Source organism: Bradyrhizobium guangxiense, assembly GCF_004114915.1.
Taxonomy (GTDB): Bacteria; Pseudomonadota; Alphaproteobacteria; order Rhizobiales; family Xanthobacteraceae; genus Bradyrhizobium; species Bradyrhizobium guangxiense.
In genome coordinates this window covers 7189332-7205843 of sequence record NZ_CP022219.1, presented here as the reverse complement: position 1 = coordinate 7205843, position 16512 = coordinate 7189332, and the positions used below count along the sequence as shown (strand labels likewise).

The 16512-nt window shown below is 59.7% G+C and carries 14 protein-coding genes and 1 tRNA gene; 6 read left to right on the top strand and 9 right to left on the bottom strand.

Annotated elements, in window-relative coordinates; all coding sequences use genetic code 11:
• Positions 1 to 4: 4 nt before the first annotated feature.
• The 4 genes from X268_RS40875 to X268_RS34440 all read left to right on the top strand — a co-directional run bounded on the left by X268_RS40875 (position 5) and on the right by X268_RS34440 (position 2697).
• Positions 5 to 217 carry a helix-turn-helix transcriptional regulator gene (locus X268_RS40875; RefSeq protein WP_128929078.1) on the top strand — a complete coding sequence of 71 codons (213 nt, stop codon included), beginning with the start codon at positions 5 to 7 and terminating at the stop codon, positions 215 to 217.
• A 202-nt stretch (positions 218 to 419) separates the two neighbouring features.
• Positions 420 to 863 (top strand): DUF2924 domain-containing protein, encoded by a 444-nt coding sequence (locus X268_RS34450; RefSeq protein ID WP_128929077.1) that lies wholly within the window; start codon positions 420 to 422, stop codon positions 861 to 863.
• Positions 860 to 2239: a recombinase family protein gene (locus tag X268_RS34445; protein WP_128929076.1), complete on the top strand. Its 1380-nt coding sequence runs from the start codon at positions 860 to 862 to the stop codon at positions 2237 to 2239. Before X268_RS34450 ends, X268_RS34445 begins: the two co-directional genes overlap by 4 nt.
• Positions 2236 to 2697 carry a hypothetical protein gene (locus X268_RS34440; RefSeq protein WP_128929075.1) on the top strand — a complete coding sequence of 154 codons (462 nt, stop codon included), beginning with the start codon at positions 2236 to 2238 and terminating at the stop codon, positions 2695 to 2697. The genes X268_RS34445 and X268_RS34440 overlap by 4 nt, the downstream gene beginning before the upstream one ends.
• 100 nt (positions 2698 to 2797) lie before the next feature.
• On the opposite strand, the gene X268_RS34435 is transcribed toward X268_RS34440, so the two are convergent.
• The 4 genes from X268_RS34435 to X268_RS34420 form a co-directional block, all read right to left on the bottom strand.
• Positions 2798 to 4636 carry a P-loop NTPase fold protein gene (locus X268_RS34435; RefSeq protein WP_128929074.1) on the bottom strand — a complete coding sequence of 613 codons (1839 nt, stop codon included), beginning with the start codon at positions 4634 to 4636 and terminating at the stop codon, positions 2798 to 2800.
• 16 nt (positions 4637 to 4652) lie between these two features.
• Positions 4653 to 7481: a hypothetical protein gene (locus X268_RS34430; RefSeq protein ID WP_128929073.1), complete on the bottom strand. Its 2829-nt coding sequence runs from the start codon at positions 7479 to 7481 to the stop codon at positions 4653 to 4655.
• The gene (locus tag X268_RS34425; RefSeq protein WP_128929072.1) at positions 7474 to 8469 is read right to left on the bottom strand and encodes an SIR2 family protein; all 996 of its coding nucleotides are present in this window, start codon (positions 8467 to 8469) and stop codon (positions 7474 to 7476) included. The genes X268_RS34430 and X268_RS34425 overlap by 8 nt, the downstream gene beginning before the upstream one ends.
• 579 nt (positions 8470 to 9048) lie before the next feature.
• A tRNA-Ser gene (locus X268_RS34420) sits at positions 9049 to 9138 on the bottom strand.
• A gap of 195 nt (positions 9139 to 9333) precedes the next feature.
• Between X268_RS34420 and X268_RS34415 the strand changes: the two genes are divergently transcribed.
• Positions 9334 to 9675, top strand: coding sequence for a hypothetical protein (locus tag X268_RS34415; RefSeq protein WP_128929071.1), 342 nt, complete (start codon positions 9334 to 9336; stop codon positions 9673 to 9675).
• 51 nt (positions 9676 to 9726) lie between these two features.
• Here the strand turns inward: X268_RS34415 and X268_RS34410 are convergent, their stop codons facing one another.
• From X268_RS34410 to X268_RS34395, 4 genes are read right to left on the bottom strand one after another with little or no spacing between them, the layout of a single operon-like run.
• The gene (locus X268_RS34410) at positions 9727 to 11190 is read right to left on the bottom strand and encodes a trehalose-6-phosphate synthase (RefSeq protein WP_128929070.1); all 1464 of its coding nucleotides are present in this window, start codon (positions 11188 to 11190) and stop codon (positions 9727 to 9729) included.
• Between the two features lie 18 nt (positions 11191 to 11208).
• Positions 11209 to 11430: a hypothetical protein gene (locus X268_RS34405; RefSeq protein ID WP_128929069.1), complete on the bottom strand. Its 222-nt coding sequence runs from the start codon at positions 11428 to 11430 to the stop codon at positions 11209 to 11211.
• Between the two features lies 1 nt (position 11431).
• The gene (otsB, locus tag X268_RS34400; protein WP_128929068.1) at positions 11432 to 12250 is read right to left on the bottom strand and encodes a trehalose-phosphatase; all 819 of its coding nucleotides are present in this window, start codon (positions 12248 to 12250) and stop codon (positions 11432 to 11434) included.
• Positions 12251 to 12254: 4 nt separating this feature from the next.
• Positions 12255 to 13739 (bottom strand): MFS transporter, encoded by a 1485-nt coding sequence (locus X268_RS34395; RefSeq protein WP_164938217.1) that lies wholly within the window; start codon positions 13737 to 13739, stop codon positions 12255 to 12257.
• A 182-nt stretch (positions 13740 to 13921) separates the two neighbouring features.
• On the opposite strand from X268_RS34395, the gene X268_RS34390 reads away from it, so the two are divergent.
• Entirely contained in the window at positions 13922 to 14290 is a 369-nt protein-coding gene (locus X268_RS34390) for a DUF3175 domain-containing protein (RefSeq protein ID WP_128929066.1), read from the top strand.
• A gap of 75 nt (positions 14291 to 14365) precedes the next feature.
• Here X268_RS34390 and X268_RS34385 read toward each other — a convergent pair whose 3' ends face one another.
• A complete protein-coding gene (locus tag X268_RS34385; protein WP_164938077.1) occupies positions 14366 to 16399 on the bottom strand; it encodes a methyl-accepting chemotaxis protein in 2034 nt (677 codons plus the stop codon).
• Positions 16400 to 16512: the final 113 nt, after the last annotated feature.

Sequence of the window (16512 nt, the reverse complement as noted above, 5' to 3'; positions counted from 1 at the left end):
GAGCATGAAGGTGCATCAAGAACAATGCCGACGACTGCGGGCCATTGAAGCAGCAAAGTACCTCCGCGTAAGCCGATCCACGCTTGCCAAGTGGCGCATGACCGGGATCGGGCCGCCCCATCATCGCTGCGGAGCTCGCCTGGTTTACTATTTCGTACATGAAATCGATGCCTGGTTAGCTGCCTGCGACGCAGCAGCTAATGATAAGCCGCAATGATTCAGCGGGTTCATTCAGCTCCGCAGATCGGCCTCGCAAGTGATGACTGCTTATCCGAAATTGCTGAGATTTTGGCATGCGGTCTTGAACGCTTGATGAATCGGAAGTCCAGTCAAGTTTCGGAAGTGAACGGGGAAAACCAGCTTTACTTCTCGTCTTTCCAGAGCGTTGGTCGATCCGTGCCGCGGAACGGAGAACGGCCATGAAATCGTCTATTATGGCACAATTGGCCGCCCTTAAAGGCGCCGCTGCGCCCGTACTTAAGGCTCGCTGGCGCGAACTATTTGATACCGAGCCGCCGGCCTACAACCGGCGCTTCCTGGAAAGCCGACTGGCCTACCGGATCCAGGAACTAGCCTATGGCGGCCTATCTCACGAAACCACCGAACGGCTCAAAGCCATGGCCAAGCAATATGCCGACCAGAAGCCGGCGGATCGGAAGGCTCGGCCGCTTTTGCGGCCCGTCGCCGGGACGAAGCTGATCCGCGAATGGGAGGGCGTGGAGCACTGCGTGACCGTTCGCCACGACGATTTCGAGTATCTCGGGCGCCCCTACAAATCCCTTTCCTCGGTCGCTCGTCAGATCACGGGCACCAAATGGAATGGCTGGGTTTTCTTTGGCCTCAAAAACTCGCTCGGCAAATGACCTCCCGTACCTCACAAAAGCGGCGCGCCCGCCCATTTGCCAGCTCTTTCGAGCGGGCAGATCCCGGCCGCTCCGCGGTCCGCAAAGTCCGCTGCGCGGTGTACACCCGCAAATCCAGCGAAGAAGGCCTCGACATGGACTTCAACTCGCTCGATGCGCAGAGGGAGTCTTGTGATGCTTACATCGTGAGCCAGCGAGCGGAGGGATGGACGGCGGTTTCCGATCGCTACGATGATGGCGGCTTCTCGGGTGGCACCCTCGAGCGACCGGCCCTGAAGCGCCTCCTTGCTGCTGTCCAAGCCGGCAAGCTCGATGTGATCGTGGTCTACAAAATTGACCGCCTTTCGCGGTCGATGCTCGACTTCTTGAATCTCGTAGAACTGTTCGAACGTTATGGCGTGACCTTCGTCTCCGTCACCCAGTCATTCAATACCAAGGATGCCATGGGCCGAATGGCGCTGAACATCCTGGTGACCTTCGCTCAGTTTGAGCGCGAGCTGATCGGGGAGCGCATTCGCGACAAGGTCGCGGCCTCTCGCAAGCGCGGCAAATGGATGGGTGGCTGGACGCCGCTCGGCTATGAAGTTCGTGACCGCAAATTGCTGGTTCACCAGACCGACGCCGAACGGGTACGAGCCATCTTCCGGCGTTTTGTGCAGCTTAAATCTGCAACCCTTCTGGCTCGAGAGCTTATCACTGCCGACGAGCGCACCCGGTATGGTCACCTCATAGATAAGACTCTTCTGTATAGAATTCTCCGTAATCGGGTCTACCTCGGAGAGGCAGTTCACAAAGGCACCGCTTACCCTGGAGAGCATGAGGCGATCATCGATCGCAAGCTCTGGGATCAGGCGCACAGCATTCTCAAGGAAAGCCCCCGCAAGCGCGCAAACAACAGCCGCGCTCAAACTCCTGCGCTGCTGAAAGGCTTGCTGTTCGGTCCTGATGGCGCGGCGATGTCGCCAACGCACACTCGCAAATCCGGCCGCCTCTATCGCTATTACATCAGCCAGACTGCGATGAAGCAGGGCAGATCAGACTGCCCCGTGAAGTTGGTACCCGCCGCCGAGTTAGAGCGCATCATCATCGACCAGGTTCGTCTGCTGCTACAAACTCCGGAGGTCATCGTCCAAACCTGGCGCGCGCTGCGCAAGCAGGCGGCTGAGGTCAGTGAGGGTGAGGTGCGGACCGCGCTGCTTGGCTTCGACGAACTCTGGGACGAACTGTTTCCGGCGGAACAGTCGCGCATCGTTCAGCTGCTTGTCGAGCGTATCGACATGCATGCCGAGCGGATGGACATCACACTGAATGTCCAAGGCTTAACCTCGCTCTCCGCGGAAATGCAGCCCCAACCCTTCCAGCAGGCAGCCGAATGAACAGGCCGACCACCGTCAACCTCGGTCCCATTGGTCGACCGAAGCTCAGTCGCGACGGCCGAGCAATGGTCGTGAGCATCCCGATCTCGTTCCGACGGCAGGGCGGTCGTAAACGCGTTGTAACCCCCGCAACTGCCCAGGCTTGGTCACCCCCGAAGCCGCAGGTCGACAACACGTTGGTTAAGGCCGTCGTGCGGGCCCATCGTTGGCGTTCTATGCTCGAATCGAACCTCTTTAGCTCTGTGCGCGACCTCGCCAAAGCTGAGAAGATCAACGAGTCCTATCTTTGCCGCGTACTTCGGCTGACGTTGCTCTCGCCGACCATCACCGAAGCCATCCTGAACGGGCTGCAGCCAGACGGGCTCGAACTGGCGCAGCTGTTGAAATCCATCCCAGCTGAGTGGGATCAGCAGCAGGCTCTTTTCAACGCATCCACTCGGAAAGCCGAGCCGAAGTAAATCCTACCAAGATGGAAGAATTAGCGGCGGGCGCGGATTCGCAAATCGAACTTTATGGAATTTTGGCGGACTGATAAGCTTTGCGACCCAAGCTTATCGGTCAGCAAACTGGCTTTGCGGCGGCCCGGTTCTCTGAATCTGGTTCGGGTTTGATTATCTGCATGTACCAGTCGAGAAGCATCCCAAAGCGACGCCGTGAAATTGCACTCAATTGCGGGAGACGCTCTCCAAGAGCATCGTGCACCGCGATTATCCACGGCCTTTCTTCCTGCAGTGTTTGATCGAGGCTGCCATATTCGTAGCGACTTTTGAGCGCCATCATCGCCAAGCGCTGTGCGCTTGGGTGGAGGGCTAGTAAGGCGTTTACGAATTCGTCTACCGGCATTTTGGCAAGAACCGGGGCACGAACGTAATGGCTGGCGTCGGCATGGCTCAGCGAGACCTGTCGGTAGAAGCTATCTACGTCTGACGTCATCGCGGACAGAAGCTCCCTAGCTTTCTCCGGATAACTATCCTCGACTGAACGCTGCATCGTTGATGCCAAATGCGCAAAAAGCACCTTATAGTCGGGCGTATCATGCTCGCAAATGCCGAGGCCTCCCCATCCTTGAAAACGAAGCTCACGAGCGTCGTCGGACGGCTCGATGTCTAACTTTTTCGCTTGGTATATGTCGTCGATATATTGCTTCCCCTGCGCGACAACATCGGCTCGCGAAACTTGCAAGATGCTTTGGTCTGCCAGGAAGAGACGCAGGCCGAGAACGTGAAGGATCTCGCCTCCTCGCGTAAACGCCCGCTGCTTAAACTGCTCCTCCATCTTTTGCAGGGCAGCATCGAATTCAGCATCGGACCGCTCGAACCAATGCCAGACCGTCTGCCAGGCTGGTTCATCTGCAACGCTAATGAAGAACCGACTCTTTTTTAGCTCCATACGAATAGCGTCCGCATCAACAACGCCTCGCACGAGGTAATCAACCAGCAGCTCGTTCGACAGGATATTGTCATCAATATCCACCATTGGATACCGCTCACCTGCAATCGCGATGGGCCTTTTCGGTTTATCCTTCTCGAGTTGAGCGATAAGGCTCGCTGTCATTCCGCGGCCCGAAGCAATGTCATGCTCAGTGATGCGCGCCGCCTTGAACTCGAACGACAGCACAAATAGAAACCGCAACAGCGTCACCATGGCTTCTTCGCTGGCCACGTGTTCTTGCGAGAGCGCCGCATAGAAGCGCTCAAAATCCCACATGGTCTGCAGCAAGATGCGCAGATTGTTGAGATCGGATTGGTTGTAGATAGTCGCTATGTCGGCAGCATTGGCCAGAATGAACGCGCGTGCGCCCTGATGGTCGATATTCGAAGCAAAATGCTTGAACGCTTCATCAAATACAGAATTCACATGCAATGTTTTTCCGATAAGCTTTTCTCGCCGACGAACATAGTCCTCGTCGGCGCCGATTTCCGCCTCGTTGGCGAGAACAATCACCTTCGCGCCAGCATGTTCGACGAACTGATTGATGTATCCGAGGACCTTATTGATTGGCGCTTCGCATCGCTCAAGGTCATCGAACACATAAACCTTCGCCTTAAACTTGTTCAGAAATTCTTTGATATTCCAGTCGCCCGGGTCGACTTTAAGAAATTTCAGGCCAGCTTTGGCTACGCGGCCAGCCACCTTGGCGGCTGTTCCTGTTAAGGCAGGAAACGCAGCCTGGAAGAGCGCATCGTCAATCTCGTCGACGCTCGAAAGTCCGTACAAGCTGACATAAATGTAGTTAGTCGCCTCCCCCCCGAACTCTTGCTTCAAAAACGCTTTGAGAAGATACGTCTTGCCCACGCCCCAAGGCCCGGAAACGAGAACTGCAAAGCCTGGGTCGTGCTTGATTCCGAGATAGTAGGTTAGATAATCCCAGACGTGGTTATTACTCTTAACGGCCATGGTTTAACCTGCGACCTTAGCTCGAACTTGCAAGCTTCTTGTAGAGATCAAGCATGCCGGGGAGCGACTTCCGAACTTTCTCTGCGCAACGAAAGGCCGCATCGCGCAAACCAAGCGTTGCAAGCTTTTCGATCAGTTTCTTTAGCTTATCGTCGAGATCGTAAGTCGGCGCACTAGCGTCGAGCATCCGCTCCAGTATCTCGGCCGCGGCCTGCGGATTGCCGTCCGCAAGGCGTGCAATCTCCTGGACCATTTGATCTGTGGCATAATCGGTGTGGGCATAGGGTACGACCGCGATAAGGAGCTTCCTCCCTTCTCCATCAAGCGTCCTCAGGTATGGGCTCAGTCGGCTCAAACGGGCCATGAGCTTTTCCGGCATGTTCGCTTGCGACTGGCCCCAGGTCAAACAGCGACCCCAAAACCGGAGTACTTTTTGTCTCTGCTTTTCAGTTAGCTTGTTTCCTCGAATGGACCAGAAGAATTGGGACATCGTTTCCAACTCGGCCGCTCCGGCGCGAAAGATCTTTTGAATGATAGGCGAGTCAAGCTCTTCATCGTCCCAGAGGTAAGCTAGCGAGATCCATTCGATCACGCGATCGCGGCCATGCCGGTCCTCAAGCTTGACCGATAGAGCTTCATCGAAAACGCCATTAGAGGAAAGGAGCTCATAGTTCCGCCTGCTTGGCGTCGCATAAGCCAAGCCTCCGATTGCGGCCGCGAAGCTATCTGGATACTTCTTCATCGGGAACAACTTAGCGACGTTTGCGACCAGCCACGGGTAGTTCATGAATTCCAGATTCGCGATGTACGAGGCGGTTAAGGTCGAGAACTCAAAATTGGCATTGCGGCATTTAGCAATTTCCGCATCGAAGATATCCTTGACCGTGGCCCACGCCGAATCCGTCGAATTTTCTTTGCTTTTTGCCAACCGGCAGGCTCGCAGGGCGTGATTGTAAAGCGCCCCGATCGCGTGCCCCTTCTCCGTGTTGAGCGCCTGAGTCATGGGATCCTTCATGTTCAACTCGCTTGCGGGCGCCCGCTCAAGCAAGATCTTTATGATCGAAAGACCTTGCGGCAATAGCCATTCAGGGTATGCCGTTTCGTCATCCCGCGTTGCCGCTTCCAAGAAGCTCGCGATGAGGGATTTCATCCAACCGCGCGTCGGGACCCGATCGACTTGCTCCTTCTCCTCGGTCTTCGCCCAAAGCTCTGGGTCAGCCATGCACTCAGTAAAGAAGGCCATCAGCTTCGGCCAAGCGGCATCCCACTCGAAATCGCCCCACTTCTCCTTTCCTAAATTGAAAAGGTTCCTAAAGCCCTGAATTACTGCATGTCGAAATACGACCTTCGCATCGCGAAAATCGCCGAGTAGCGGAAGGAATACGTTGGGGTTGGCAGCTACCGATCCTTCCAACGCCGCCACTAAACCACCCAGCGTCGGGCCTCTCCAAGAGTCCGTTTCCGTGAAGCCATTAAGGCGCTCAATAAGTGACCCGTCCTCTGCGAAGGCAACCAGCGAGTCCGAGGTGAAGGGCGTCGGCCCCGGACCAGCCCGTGTCTCATGATAGCTCAGAAAATCCGGATGCTCACTAAGAGGGCCCAATTCGGGATCGCTCGCGAGCTCAGCGAACGCTTCCGCTCCTTCTGGATAATTCTTGATCGAAGAAAGCCAATCCCGCTGTGTGTATTTGCGGCGACGCTCGCGCTCTTCGCCCGTTGGCGGCAGCGGCAAATTACGAATAGCCTCAATCACCGCCGCCTTGCCCTCCGGCGAGAGTTCGCCAAAGTGTTGTGAAAGCAACCGATAGAGCTCGTGGCGGTGCCCTGACGTAAACAACTTCGAGGCGATCAATTCCTCGAAGCCGACCCGTAGAAGTTCGAAATGTTCCGTAACCGCGTTCAACGCGATGCGGCGTACAATTTCGGCGCCGTCTTGCAACGCTTGTTTCACGTAACCGCTGGCGGTCGCCGGTGCGGCCTCGATCCATCCATCCAGAGAATCCCGCATGCCGTCGACAAAGCGATTCTCGGCCGCCCGCCAATCCGAGTTTTGAGCGCTCGCCTCAATCGAAGGCCTCCACAAGGTGCTGCCGTAGCCACGTCGTTTGTCCGAGAAGATGGCACGAACACCCTTCTCGAAAATAAGGACAGCTTGCAACCCGGCTTTCGCGCCGAATGTGCGGGCGTGCGCGTCCAACATCTCTTTGAGCCAGTAGTCATCAACTATTGTTATGAGCTCGCGCTTTTGACGCTTACCTGCGGGAACCCATTCGTAAACCATGCACTCTTCCAAGAGAGCACAGGCCTTTTGGATGTTCTCGGTCACATCGCTTGCAAGTAGACGAGCCATCAGCCCCTTGCTCAGCGAGTTCGCGACCAACCCGCGGTCGAACTTGGATTTCAGCCAAACGGCCATCAGGCGAATGTCATCAACCGCAATTGCGCTTAACGGAAGAATGCCGACGATTTCAGCGAACCGATAATAGGTGTGATAATTGTCTCGATATTCTCCCGTCGACGGGTCCCTGAAACGGGTCACGTCCCGAATGACCGCAAGGAGCTTCTCGACCAGTTCCGCGTCGTCCCTTTCAACCGCACGCTTCGCGACGACTTGGAGATAATTCAAGCCATGCCAGAAGGGGATATAGACAAGCTCTGGGTTTGCAGAGGGAGCAGGACCGGAATTGTTGGCTGGCGCGAAGAAGCCGCTGTCCTTCAGCGCATCGAAGTACTGCTCCGGCTCGTCGCGCTTCGACAGCAGATCGAAACCGTGCCGGGCCAGATCATCGTCCTGGCGCATCATATCGAGAAACGATTCGAGTTTAGCCGGGAGAGGACTAGTCAAGCAACGCCTCCATATCCACTTGCTTTTGGAGACCGAGCGGCGTTCGCGCGGGCATGGCCGTCGCGAATACCTCAAGCACTTCTATGAGCTGATGCCAATCTCTCTGATCACGTCGGAAAGGTATCAACTCAATATCGCATTGCGCATAGTATAGCGTGAGGCTCCTCATAAGTTCATATTCATGCTGGAAATAGCCTTGCAGCATGAAGTGACGTGCTTGCGGCTGTCCTGGAGACACCTGTTGTCGTGCTTTCTGAATCACATATTCAAGGATTTCGAGGTCATCCAGTCCATACCCGACAAAGAGAACGGTCCTTTGCTGAAAAAGAAACTCTAAAAAAGTTAGCGTTCGATTCTCTTGAGAGGGATCATCCGACCGCCGGTCATTCGCGTAACGGCTGATGTAATCTCGCGTCGTCATCACCATGCCACTCGGATCAGTCACCGAGCCATGCAGATGAAACACGCAGTCGGGCTGGCTCAAGTTTGCCGGTGTAAAGTCGTTCACATTGACGATTGAGCGGCGTGGCCTCGGCGTGGTCGCTTTCGTTTCTTGAGCGCTTGGGTCAACCGAAAGCTTCCGGTCCGGAATCTCCGTGTCTAACCATTCGTCGTAATTGGTAGTGACGAAGGTGCGACCGAGTTTGCCTAAGCTCCGGTAGACGCGCTGCCCAGCCTCATTTTTCGAATAGTCGTTTGGTTGGATCAGCTTGGCGTAATCGATCTTCAACTCGTGTTCGGCCTCGATTGCTCGGGCAATCGACAGCTTCATCCGCGGAGACAGATGACGAATTTGGTCGTACTGCCCATGATTGAACTTCTCGGCCCTGATGCAATCGCCTAAAGCCCCGTCTGCGAACCGACCCCAATTGGGGCACCCACCGAGAACGGAAGCTCCGGCACCCACAAACGGAATCAGTTTACCGCGCTGGGCGGCGTCGAGTAGTCCCTGCGGAATGGGTGGGATAAGGGGGATCTCAGCGGCCATAGAGGATCGGATGCGTATTCGTCGGCTAATAGACCTAAGATATAGTGCGAATATCCTTACAAGCTAGGATTTATCTGGCGCGCGCTATTCAGAGGGCTTCGTGAGCGATGGTGGTCTCGGACATCCGGCTTTGATCCTCGTGTGGATGACGCGTCGCTCGCCGGAGGCGCTCGCGCGAGTTAACGGGTCTCGCAACTGCATTCGCTTTCGGGGCCCGCCGTCCGGTATTGCTACCACTGCGTCTCAGCGGGTACGACCTTCATTGAAGAGGCGAACCGGCGCCACGGACCGCAATTTCCGAACAGGTTGGTATTCCGAACAGGTTGGTATGGAATCGGGGCCGCTCATCGGTTGAGCGAGACGGATTCGAACCGCCGCGTAGCCAAGCCGTTGATTTTCTGAGAAATGCCGTACTAGACCGATTTTGCGCGTTCAAAGATTCGGAGAAAATTCGGTTCTCCGGCTTCATTCAGGCGCGTGTAGGATGACCGTTGGGAGTTCTCCGTCCACGAAAACGCAGCAAAACGGCCGAGTTTCTGGCCTATCTGCAGCTCCAAGTACGAGATCGTTTTTGGTGGGTGGCGGAGAGAGTGGGATTCGAACCCACGGTACGGTTTCCCGCACACACGCTTTCCAAGCGTGCGCCTTAAGCCACTCGGCCATCTCTCCGGAGCGCCCTCTCTTGAAGGGGCGCCGACGATTTTGCAAGGGATCGCGAGGGAAACGGGTGAATTTTCCGCAAACTATTGTATTTAAAAGACAATATTCGGCGCCGCCGGCGCCCTGATCCGTCCGGCGGCTGAACCCATGACGGGTTTGGAGCGACGATTCACGACAAGCCGCCAAACACGCCCCCGGGACACCATGACCATCCGCAGGACCTTCGCTGTGCTGAGCCTGATCTCGGCCCTTGTCTCCGCCTCCGCCGCGCCCGCCACGGCCCAGATCTGCACCCGCCAGGGCGTCGATGTGAGCTGCGACGACGGGCGGCGCGGGGTGCTATCCGGCGACGCCATCCTCTGGCCGGACGGCACGCGCTCGAGCTCGACGCCGCACCAGAGCGTAATCATCGGCAACAAGAGCTCGATACATGTCGGGCCCGGCGTGTTCGTCGGCCAGGGCAAGGGCGTGGTGCCGATGGACGATCCCAACGCGCCGAACAAGCGGCAGTGCGCGATTCTGGATGGCGTGTCGTATTGTTATTGAGGCCGCAGGTGCGCCGTCATGCCGGGCTTGTCCCGGCCATGACGCAGGATCCTAAATCAACCGCACGCCTGAGATCGCCGATTTCAGCCAGCGCAGCGCCTGCGGCGGTTGCGCGGCGAGCGGGGCGACGGCAGCCTTCCTGGTCCGGCAGTTCTCGAGCTCGGCGACGAAATCGGCCGACCATTGCTGGATGGTGTGGCCGCGCAGCTTCTTCATCATCGCCTCCCAGCGCATCTTGCGCTCGGGGAGCGGCATCGCCGCGGCGACCGCGATCGTCCGCGCCATGCCGTCGATGTCATGCGGGTTAACCAGCAGAGCGGTGTCGAGCTCGTTGGCGGCGCCGGCGAATTTCGACAGCACCAGCACGCCGGGGTCGGCTGGGTTTTGCGCAGCGACATATTCCTTCGCGACGAGGTTCATGCCGTCATGCAGCGGCGTCACCACGCCGACCTGCGCGGTGCGATAAAGCCCCGCGAGCACGGCCTGGCTGAAGCCCTTGTTCAAATAGCGGATCGGCGTCCAGTCGACCTCACCGTGCCGGCCGTTGACGTCGGAAACCAGGCGCGCGACCTCGTTCTGCAGATTGCCATAGGCCTCGATGCCGCCGCGGGAGGGATTGGCGATCTGAAGCAGCGAGATGCTGCGCGCAAATTGCGGCTGCTCGGTCCAGAGCCGGTCGAACGCACTGATGCGGTTGACGAGGCCCTTGGAATAGTCGAGCCGATCGACGCCGATCGCAAGGCGCTCGCCATTGAGGCTGCGACGCAGCCGCGACACGTCCGGATGCGAGACCGACTTGGCGGCATAAGCTGCGAACTTCTCCGCATCGATGCCGATCGGGAAGACTTCGCAGCGGGTGCGGCCGTGCTGCGACAGCACGACGCCGTCCTCGACGACAAGGCCGAGCTCGCCGCCGACATAACCGAGAAAATTCTGGCGATCCTCCTCGGTCTGGAAGCCAAGCAGATCGTAGGCCAGCATCGCCGTGATCAGCTCGCGATGATGCGGCACACCCTGCATCACCGCAGTAACGGGCCACGGCGTATGCAGGAAGAAGCCGATGGGGTCGTCGACGCCGAGGTCCCGCAGCTCGGCGCCGAGCGCGAGGAAATGATAATCCTGCACCCAGAACGCCGTTCGAGTCTTGCGGAAGCGCAGCAGGGCGCGCGCCATGAAGGCGTTGACTTCGCGATAGCTGACATAGTCACCCTGCGAGACGCGGATCAGATCGCTGCGCGAATGCAGCGCCGGCCACAGCGCCGAATTGGCAAAGCCCTCGTAATAGCCACCGTAATGCGCTGCTGGCAGATCCAGCGTCGCGATTGCACCCGTGCCCAGCGCTTCGATCTCGGCGAACGGCTCCTTCTGATGGCCGTCACGAACGCGGCCCGACGAACCGACCCAAATCGCGCCCGAATGTTCCACAACCGGCAGCAACGCCGCCGCAAGACCGCCCGTCATGGGCTCGTTGGGTTTGCCGCGCGCGACACGATTCGAAACGACGACTAAGTTCACAGGTCGTCCCCTCCTGTTTCATTCCACCCCGTTTAACTGCCGTTCATCAATATGGTTCCTGATCATCGTTTCAACGAATTGAAACCAAAATCGGGCGCGCGCGTTGGAACTGGTTTCGCTCGCGGAACCTGCGGATTTCATTGCAAAGACAGCTTGTGCGATCGTGTCGCGCAGCAAGTCTTGCGGCGCCATGGCACCGTTGCGTTCGACATTGTGTCTGCGAAATGGCGCTGCCTTCATTTTACCTTGGGTCGAGCAGGCGTGCCAGGAATGCACGCACATCCGCCGGCGCGTCGAAATGGCCATTCACGCCCATGGCACGGCGTCCGACCGAGAAGGCGAGCCCGTCCATGTTGGGCATGATCGCGAACACGGTCTCGTCTGTGACGTCGTCGCCGATGAAGATCGGACGCCGTCCCCTAAACGGCTCGCGCTTCATCAATTCACGCACGCCGGTCGCCTTGGTGAATCCGGAATGCTTGATCTCGCAGACGAACTTGCCGGGCAGCACCTCGATCGGCGCATTGGGCAGGTCGGCTCGGATCACCGAGACGGATTCGTAGATTGCCTTCTCTGCATGCGGCGCCAGGCGATAATGCAGCGCGAGCGAATAGCCCTTGTCCTCGAGCAGAATGCCGGGCGAGAGCTTGGCGATAGCGGCCAGACGCCGCTTCAGCTCCTTGTCCAGCGGCGGCGCATGCACGTCATCGGCCTCGTTGTCCACCGACAGCCGCATCTCGGCACCATGGCCGGCGACGGCACGAAACACGTCAGGCGCGAAGATCAGGTCGATGTCGTTGAGCGAGCGGCCGCTGACCAGCGCCAGCGCGCCGGAGGTGCGCTCGGTCAACCGGTTCAGCGTGTCCGACAGGCCCGGCGGCACCCACACCTCGCGCGGCGTCGGCATCAGGTCGAGCAGGGTCCCGTCGATGTCGAGCAGAATTGCGATCTCGTCGAGATGCGGCACGAGCGCATGCGGCACCGGCACCGTTTCCGGCGTGTCGTCGTCGACTACGGGGGGTTGCTGGTCCAACGCCATTTCTGCAAGTTCCGATTTCATCAGTCTACTCCATGAAGGCGAGCGGGCGCGCGATTTGTTCGAGCGATTTGCGCTCCGCCGAGACGGCATAGCGCCACGCTACGAGCGCGGCCGCGATCATCAGGACAGCCCCCAGCAGATAGCCGGCGAACACGCTGCTGCGTGATCCCGTGTCGATCAGCGCGCCGAACAGCGCCGGCCCGATCACGCCGCCGATGCCGGTGCCGACGGCATAGAACACCGCGATCGCCAGCGCGCGGACTTCCAGCGGGAAGGTCTCGCTGACGGTGAGATAGGCCGCGCTGGCGGCCGGCGAGGCAAAGAAGAAGATCACCATCCAGGCGATGGTCTGTCCCTGCGCCGAGAGCACGCCGATCGAGAACAGATAGCCCGACAACGCCAGCAACAGGCCCGAGACACCATAGGTGAACATGATCATGGTGCGGCGGCCGAGCGTGTCGAACAGCCGGCCGAGCAGCAGGGGGCCGAGGAAATTGCCGGCCGCGAAGGGCAGCAGGTACCAGCCGACGTGATCGGCACGGATGCCGTAGAAGTCGGTCAACACCAGCGCGAAGGTGAAGAAGATGGCATTGTAGAAGAACGCCTGCGCGCTCATCAGCACGAGGCCGACCAGCGCGCGCTGCCGGTACGCCGAAAACAGCGTGTGCACGACCTCGCCGATCGGCGTGTGATCGCGCATCTTCAGCCGGATCCTGGTGAAGCGCGCCTCGCTCGCATCCTGGTCATGTCCGATCACGGATCGCTCGATCTCGTCGACGATCGCATGGGCCTGATCGGGGCGGCCATGAATCATCAGCCAGCGCGGACTTTCCGGAATCCACATTCGCATCAACAGCACGACGAGCCCGATGCTTGCGCCGATCAGATAAGCGAGACGCCAGCCGAGATCAGGAGCGATCACGGCGGGATCGAGCAGCACGATGGCCGCGACCGCCCCCATTGCGGCGCCGATCCAGAAACTGCCGTTGATGACGAGATCGGTCCAGCCGCGATAGCGCGCGGGCACCAGCTCCTGAATGGTCGAGTTGATCGCGGTGTATTCACCGCCGATGCCTGCACCGGTGAGGAAGCGAAACAATGCGTAGCTCGCGACATCCCACGATAGCGCGGTCGCGGCCGTCGCCGAGAGGTAGAGCGCCAGCGTGATGAAGAACAGCTTCTTGCGGCCGATGCGGTCGGTGAGCCAGCCGAAGCCGAGCGCGCCGAGCGCGGCCCCGGCAAGATAGGCGGAGTTGGCAATGCCGAGATCGAGATTGGAGAAATGCAACGACGGGCTCTGCTTCAGCGCACCGGAGAGCGCGCCGGCCAGCGTCACTTCGAGCCCGTCAAGGATCCAGGTGATGCCGAGCGCGAGCACGACACGGGTGTGAAAACCGCTCCAGGGCAGCGCGTCGAGCCGCGAGGGAATGCTGGTCTCGACGATGCGGTCGGTCGCCTCCGCCGCGACCGCAGGAGCGTAGTTCAGCGCTGGGCTTTGCTGCAATTCCATCGGGCTGTTGCGTTCGATCAATGGAAGCGGCCCTGGCTCACATGATGTGAACGGGGACGATCCGATCATCGGGGTGCGGCATTCCGCCTGCCACCTGCGACAACGCCCGCGGCGAGGCCGGGTTCCCGCTGGAACAGCTCCCCGGCCCGCCCGTTTCCGTTGGTGCCGCAAGGAGTTGACGCATGGCTCATGTCAGAAAGACGACACAATCTCGCAAACCAGCGCGAAGGAAAACGAGCGCAAGACGCAGCACTGCGCGCAAGGGCTCCAAACGTGCCGCACCGAAGCGCTGGTCGCAGCGCGTGACAAAGGAGAGCGACGCGCTCGACCTCAAGCAAGGCGTGTTCAAGCTGACCAGCCCGAAGAAGATCGCGACGTCTCTGAAGCGATCGGCCGAGCACAGCTCACGCCGCAAGACCGGCGCCTACCGCTCGGCGCTGTCGATGCTGACCTTCTACATCAACCGCGCCGGCAAGACGCTGCCGAAGACGCAGCGAACGCGACTGGAGAAGGCAAAGGTAGAGCTGAAGCGGGCGTTTGGGCGGGAGTGAGGTTCGCGCCCCTTGCTCCGCCGTCCCGGACAAGCAGAGCGACGAACCGGGACGATAGAGAGTTGAGCAGCGATCCTACGCCGCGCGGATATTGCCCATGAAGCGGTCGAGCTCGGCGCGAAGGCGGGTGCTTTCGGATGACAGCGTCTTGGCCGAGTTCAGCACCTCTTCCGACGCCGAGCCGGTCTCGGCGGCACCACGGTTGACCTGGCCGATATCGGCGGCCGCGGTCTGGGTGCCCTGCGCGACGGTCTGGACGCTGCGCGCGATCTCCTGCGTCGCCGCGCCCTGCTGCTCGACTGCGCTCGCGATCGAGGTCGAGATCGACGAGATCTGGCCGATGGTCGCGCCGATCTCCTTGATCGCGGCAACCGATTCGGCGGTGGCGCCCTGCATGCCCGCGATGTGCGAGGAAATCTCGTCGGTCGCCTTCGCGGTCTGGCTCGCCAGCGACTTCACCTCGCTGGCAACCACGGCAAAGCCGCGGCCGGCTTCACCGGCGCGCGCTGCCTCGATGGTGGCGTTGAGCGCGAGCAGATTGGTCTGCTCGGCAATCGCCGTGATCAGCTTCACGACCTCGCCGATCTGCTGGGCGGCATGCGAGAGCTTGCCGATCCGGCCGTCGGTTTCCTTGGCCTGCACCACGGCGGCTTCCGCAATCCGGCTGGAGTCGCGGACCTGGCGGCCGATCTCCTCGACCGAGGCCGAGAGCTCTTCGGTCGCGGTGGCGACCGACTGCATGTTGGAGGAGGCCTGCTCGGAGACGCCGGCGACCTGGCTCGACAGGCTCTGGGTGGTCTCGGCGGTGCGGGTCAGGGTAGAGGCTGCCGATTCCAGCTGCACGGCCGAGGCCGAGACGTTGGAGACGATGGCGCCGACCGCGCTCTCGAAGTCATCGGCAAAGCGGATCAGTTCGGCGCGGCGGCTTGCGGCCTGCTCCCGATTCTGGACCTCGCTGGCGGCGGCATCGCGCTCGGCTTTGGCGATGGCCTGAACCTTGAACTCCTCGACCGCGCTCGCCATCTCGCCGATCTCGTCCTTGCGGCCAAGACCCGGCAGCACGACGTCGAAATTGCCCGAGGCGAGCTCGCGCATCGCCTTGCACATCGCGATCATCGGCCGCGAAATGCCGTTGCCGAGCATCAGGGCGAGCACAACGCCGATGGCAAGGCCGCCGAGCGCCAACATCAGCATCAGCCGCTCGGTATCCACGATGGTCTCGTTGGCGCTCGTCTCGATACGTTGCTGGTCGGCGGTCAGGTCGGACCGCAGCTCGGCCGAGAGCTTGAGAATGGTCGCCGCCGTCTTGGTCATCTCGGCGTTCGCCTTGACGATGACCTTCACGTTCTCGGTCAGCTTTGCAAAGGAGACGCGGTATTGCTTCAGGAGATCGCCGATCTCCTTGACGCGATCCGTGATCTTCTGGTCATTCGCGTAGATGGAGACCAGCAACGTCTCCAGGAACTTGATACGCGCGATCACGCCGTCGGCGGTCTTGGGCTCCGGTTTGGCCACGAAGGCGCTGACCGAGGTGGAGACCGCCAGATATTGCGAGGTGATGTCCTTGGCCGTGGTCTGGACCGAGGCCAGCCCCGCCAGCGCGGCTGTATCGGAGAGATCGTCGAACTTGAAACGGATCTTGTTGCCGACGCTGTTGAGCTCCTCGGCCGCGATCTTGTTGTTCTCGCGCGTCAGGGTGATGATCTCCCCGAACACTTTCGTGAAGCGCTGGAACTCGGCCTCGAGCTTGCCGACCTGCTCGCGGCGGGCGGCGCCGGGCGTGGCGGGCATTGATTTGGCGATCGCGCTCTTGAGATTTTCCTCGGCGGCCTTGGCTGCGGTCTCGTCGTCCGCCGAACCCGTCAGCGTATAGGCTCGTGCCAGGCCCTGATAGGCGATCAGCTCGCGATCGACCGTCCGGGCGAGATCGGCTTCCGACACGCTGGTGCGATAGGAGGCCACGGCGCCTGCGATCCGCTCGAAGCCGAAATAGGCGAAGCCCATGCTGACGGCGAGGATGGCTAGCACCGCCACGAAGCCGAGGATGATTTTTGCGCGAAACCGCAAAGTTGGCAGCTTCGATTGGTTCGACTTCGACTTGACCGACATTCCCCCCCCCCATTCCATTCGCGGAAAACCAGGCGCAGCCGAAAGAGCAGCCCGCTCTCCGACTCGACCGCACGGTAATCGGCAAAGGATAAGCTGTGGTAAATTTGTGGCGC

Coding starts and splice junctions, on each gene's coding strand:
- X268_RS34405 (WP_128929069.1), bottom strand. CDS start 11,430: ATGAAGGCAGCGCCATTTCGCAGACACAATGTCGAACGCAACGGTGCC.
- X268_RS34395 (WP_164938217.1), bottom strand. CDS start 13,739: ATGGAATTGCAGCAAAGCCCAGCGCTGAACTACGCTCCTGCGGTCGCG.
- X268_RS34435 (WP_128929074.1), bottom strand. CDS start 4,636: ATGGCCGTTAAGAGTAATAACCACGTCTGGGATTATCTAACCTACTAT.
- X268_RS34450 (WP_128929077.1), top strand. CDS start 420: ATGAAATCGTCTATTATGGCACAATTGGCCGCCCTTAAAGGCGCCGCT.
- X268_RS34425 (WP_128929072.1), bottom strand. CDS start 8,469: ATGGCCGCTGAGATCCCCCTTATCCCACCCATTCCGCAGGGACTACTC.
- X268_RS34445 (WP_128929076.1), top strand. CDS start 860: ATGACCTCCCGTACCTCACAAAAGCGGCGCGCCCGCCCATTTGCCAGC.
- X268_RS34440 (WP_128929075.1), top strand. CDS start 2,236: ATGAACAGGCCGACCACCGTCAACCTCGGTCCCATTGGTCGACCGAAG.
- X268_RS34415 (WP_128929071.1), top strand. CDS start 9,334: ATGACCATCCGCAGGACCTTCGCTGTGCTGAGCCTGATCTCGGCCCTT.
- X268_RS40875 (WP_128929078.1), top strand. CDS start 5: ATGAAGGTGCATCAAGAACAATGCCGACGACTGCGGGCCATTGAAGCA.
- X268_RS34385 (WP_164938077.1), bottom strand. CDS start 16,399: ATGTCGGTCAAGTCGAAGTCGAACCAATCGAAGCTGCCAACTTTGCGG.
- otsB (WP_128929068.1), bottom strand. CDS start 12,250: ATGAAATCGGAACTTGCAGAAATGGCGTTGGACCAGCAACCCCCCGTA.
- X268_RS34390 (WP_128929066.1), top strand. CDS start 13,922: ATGGCTCATGTCAGAAAGACGACACAATCTCGCAAACCAGCGCGAAGG.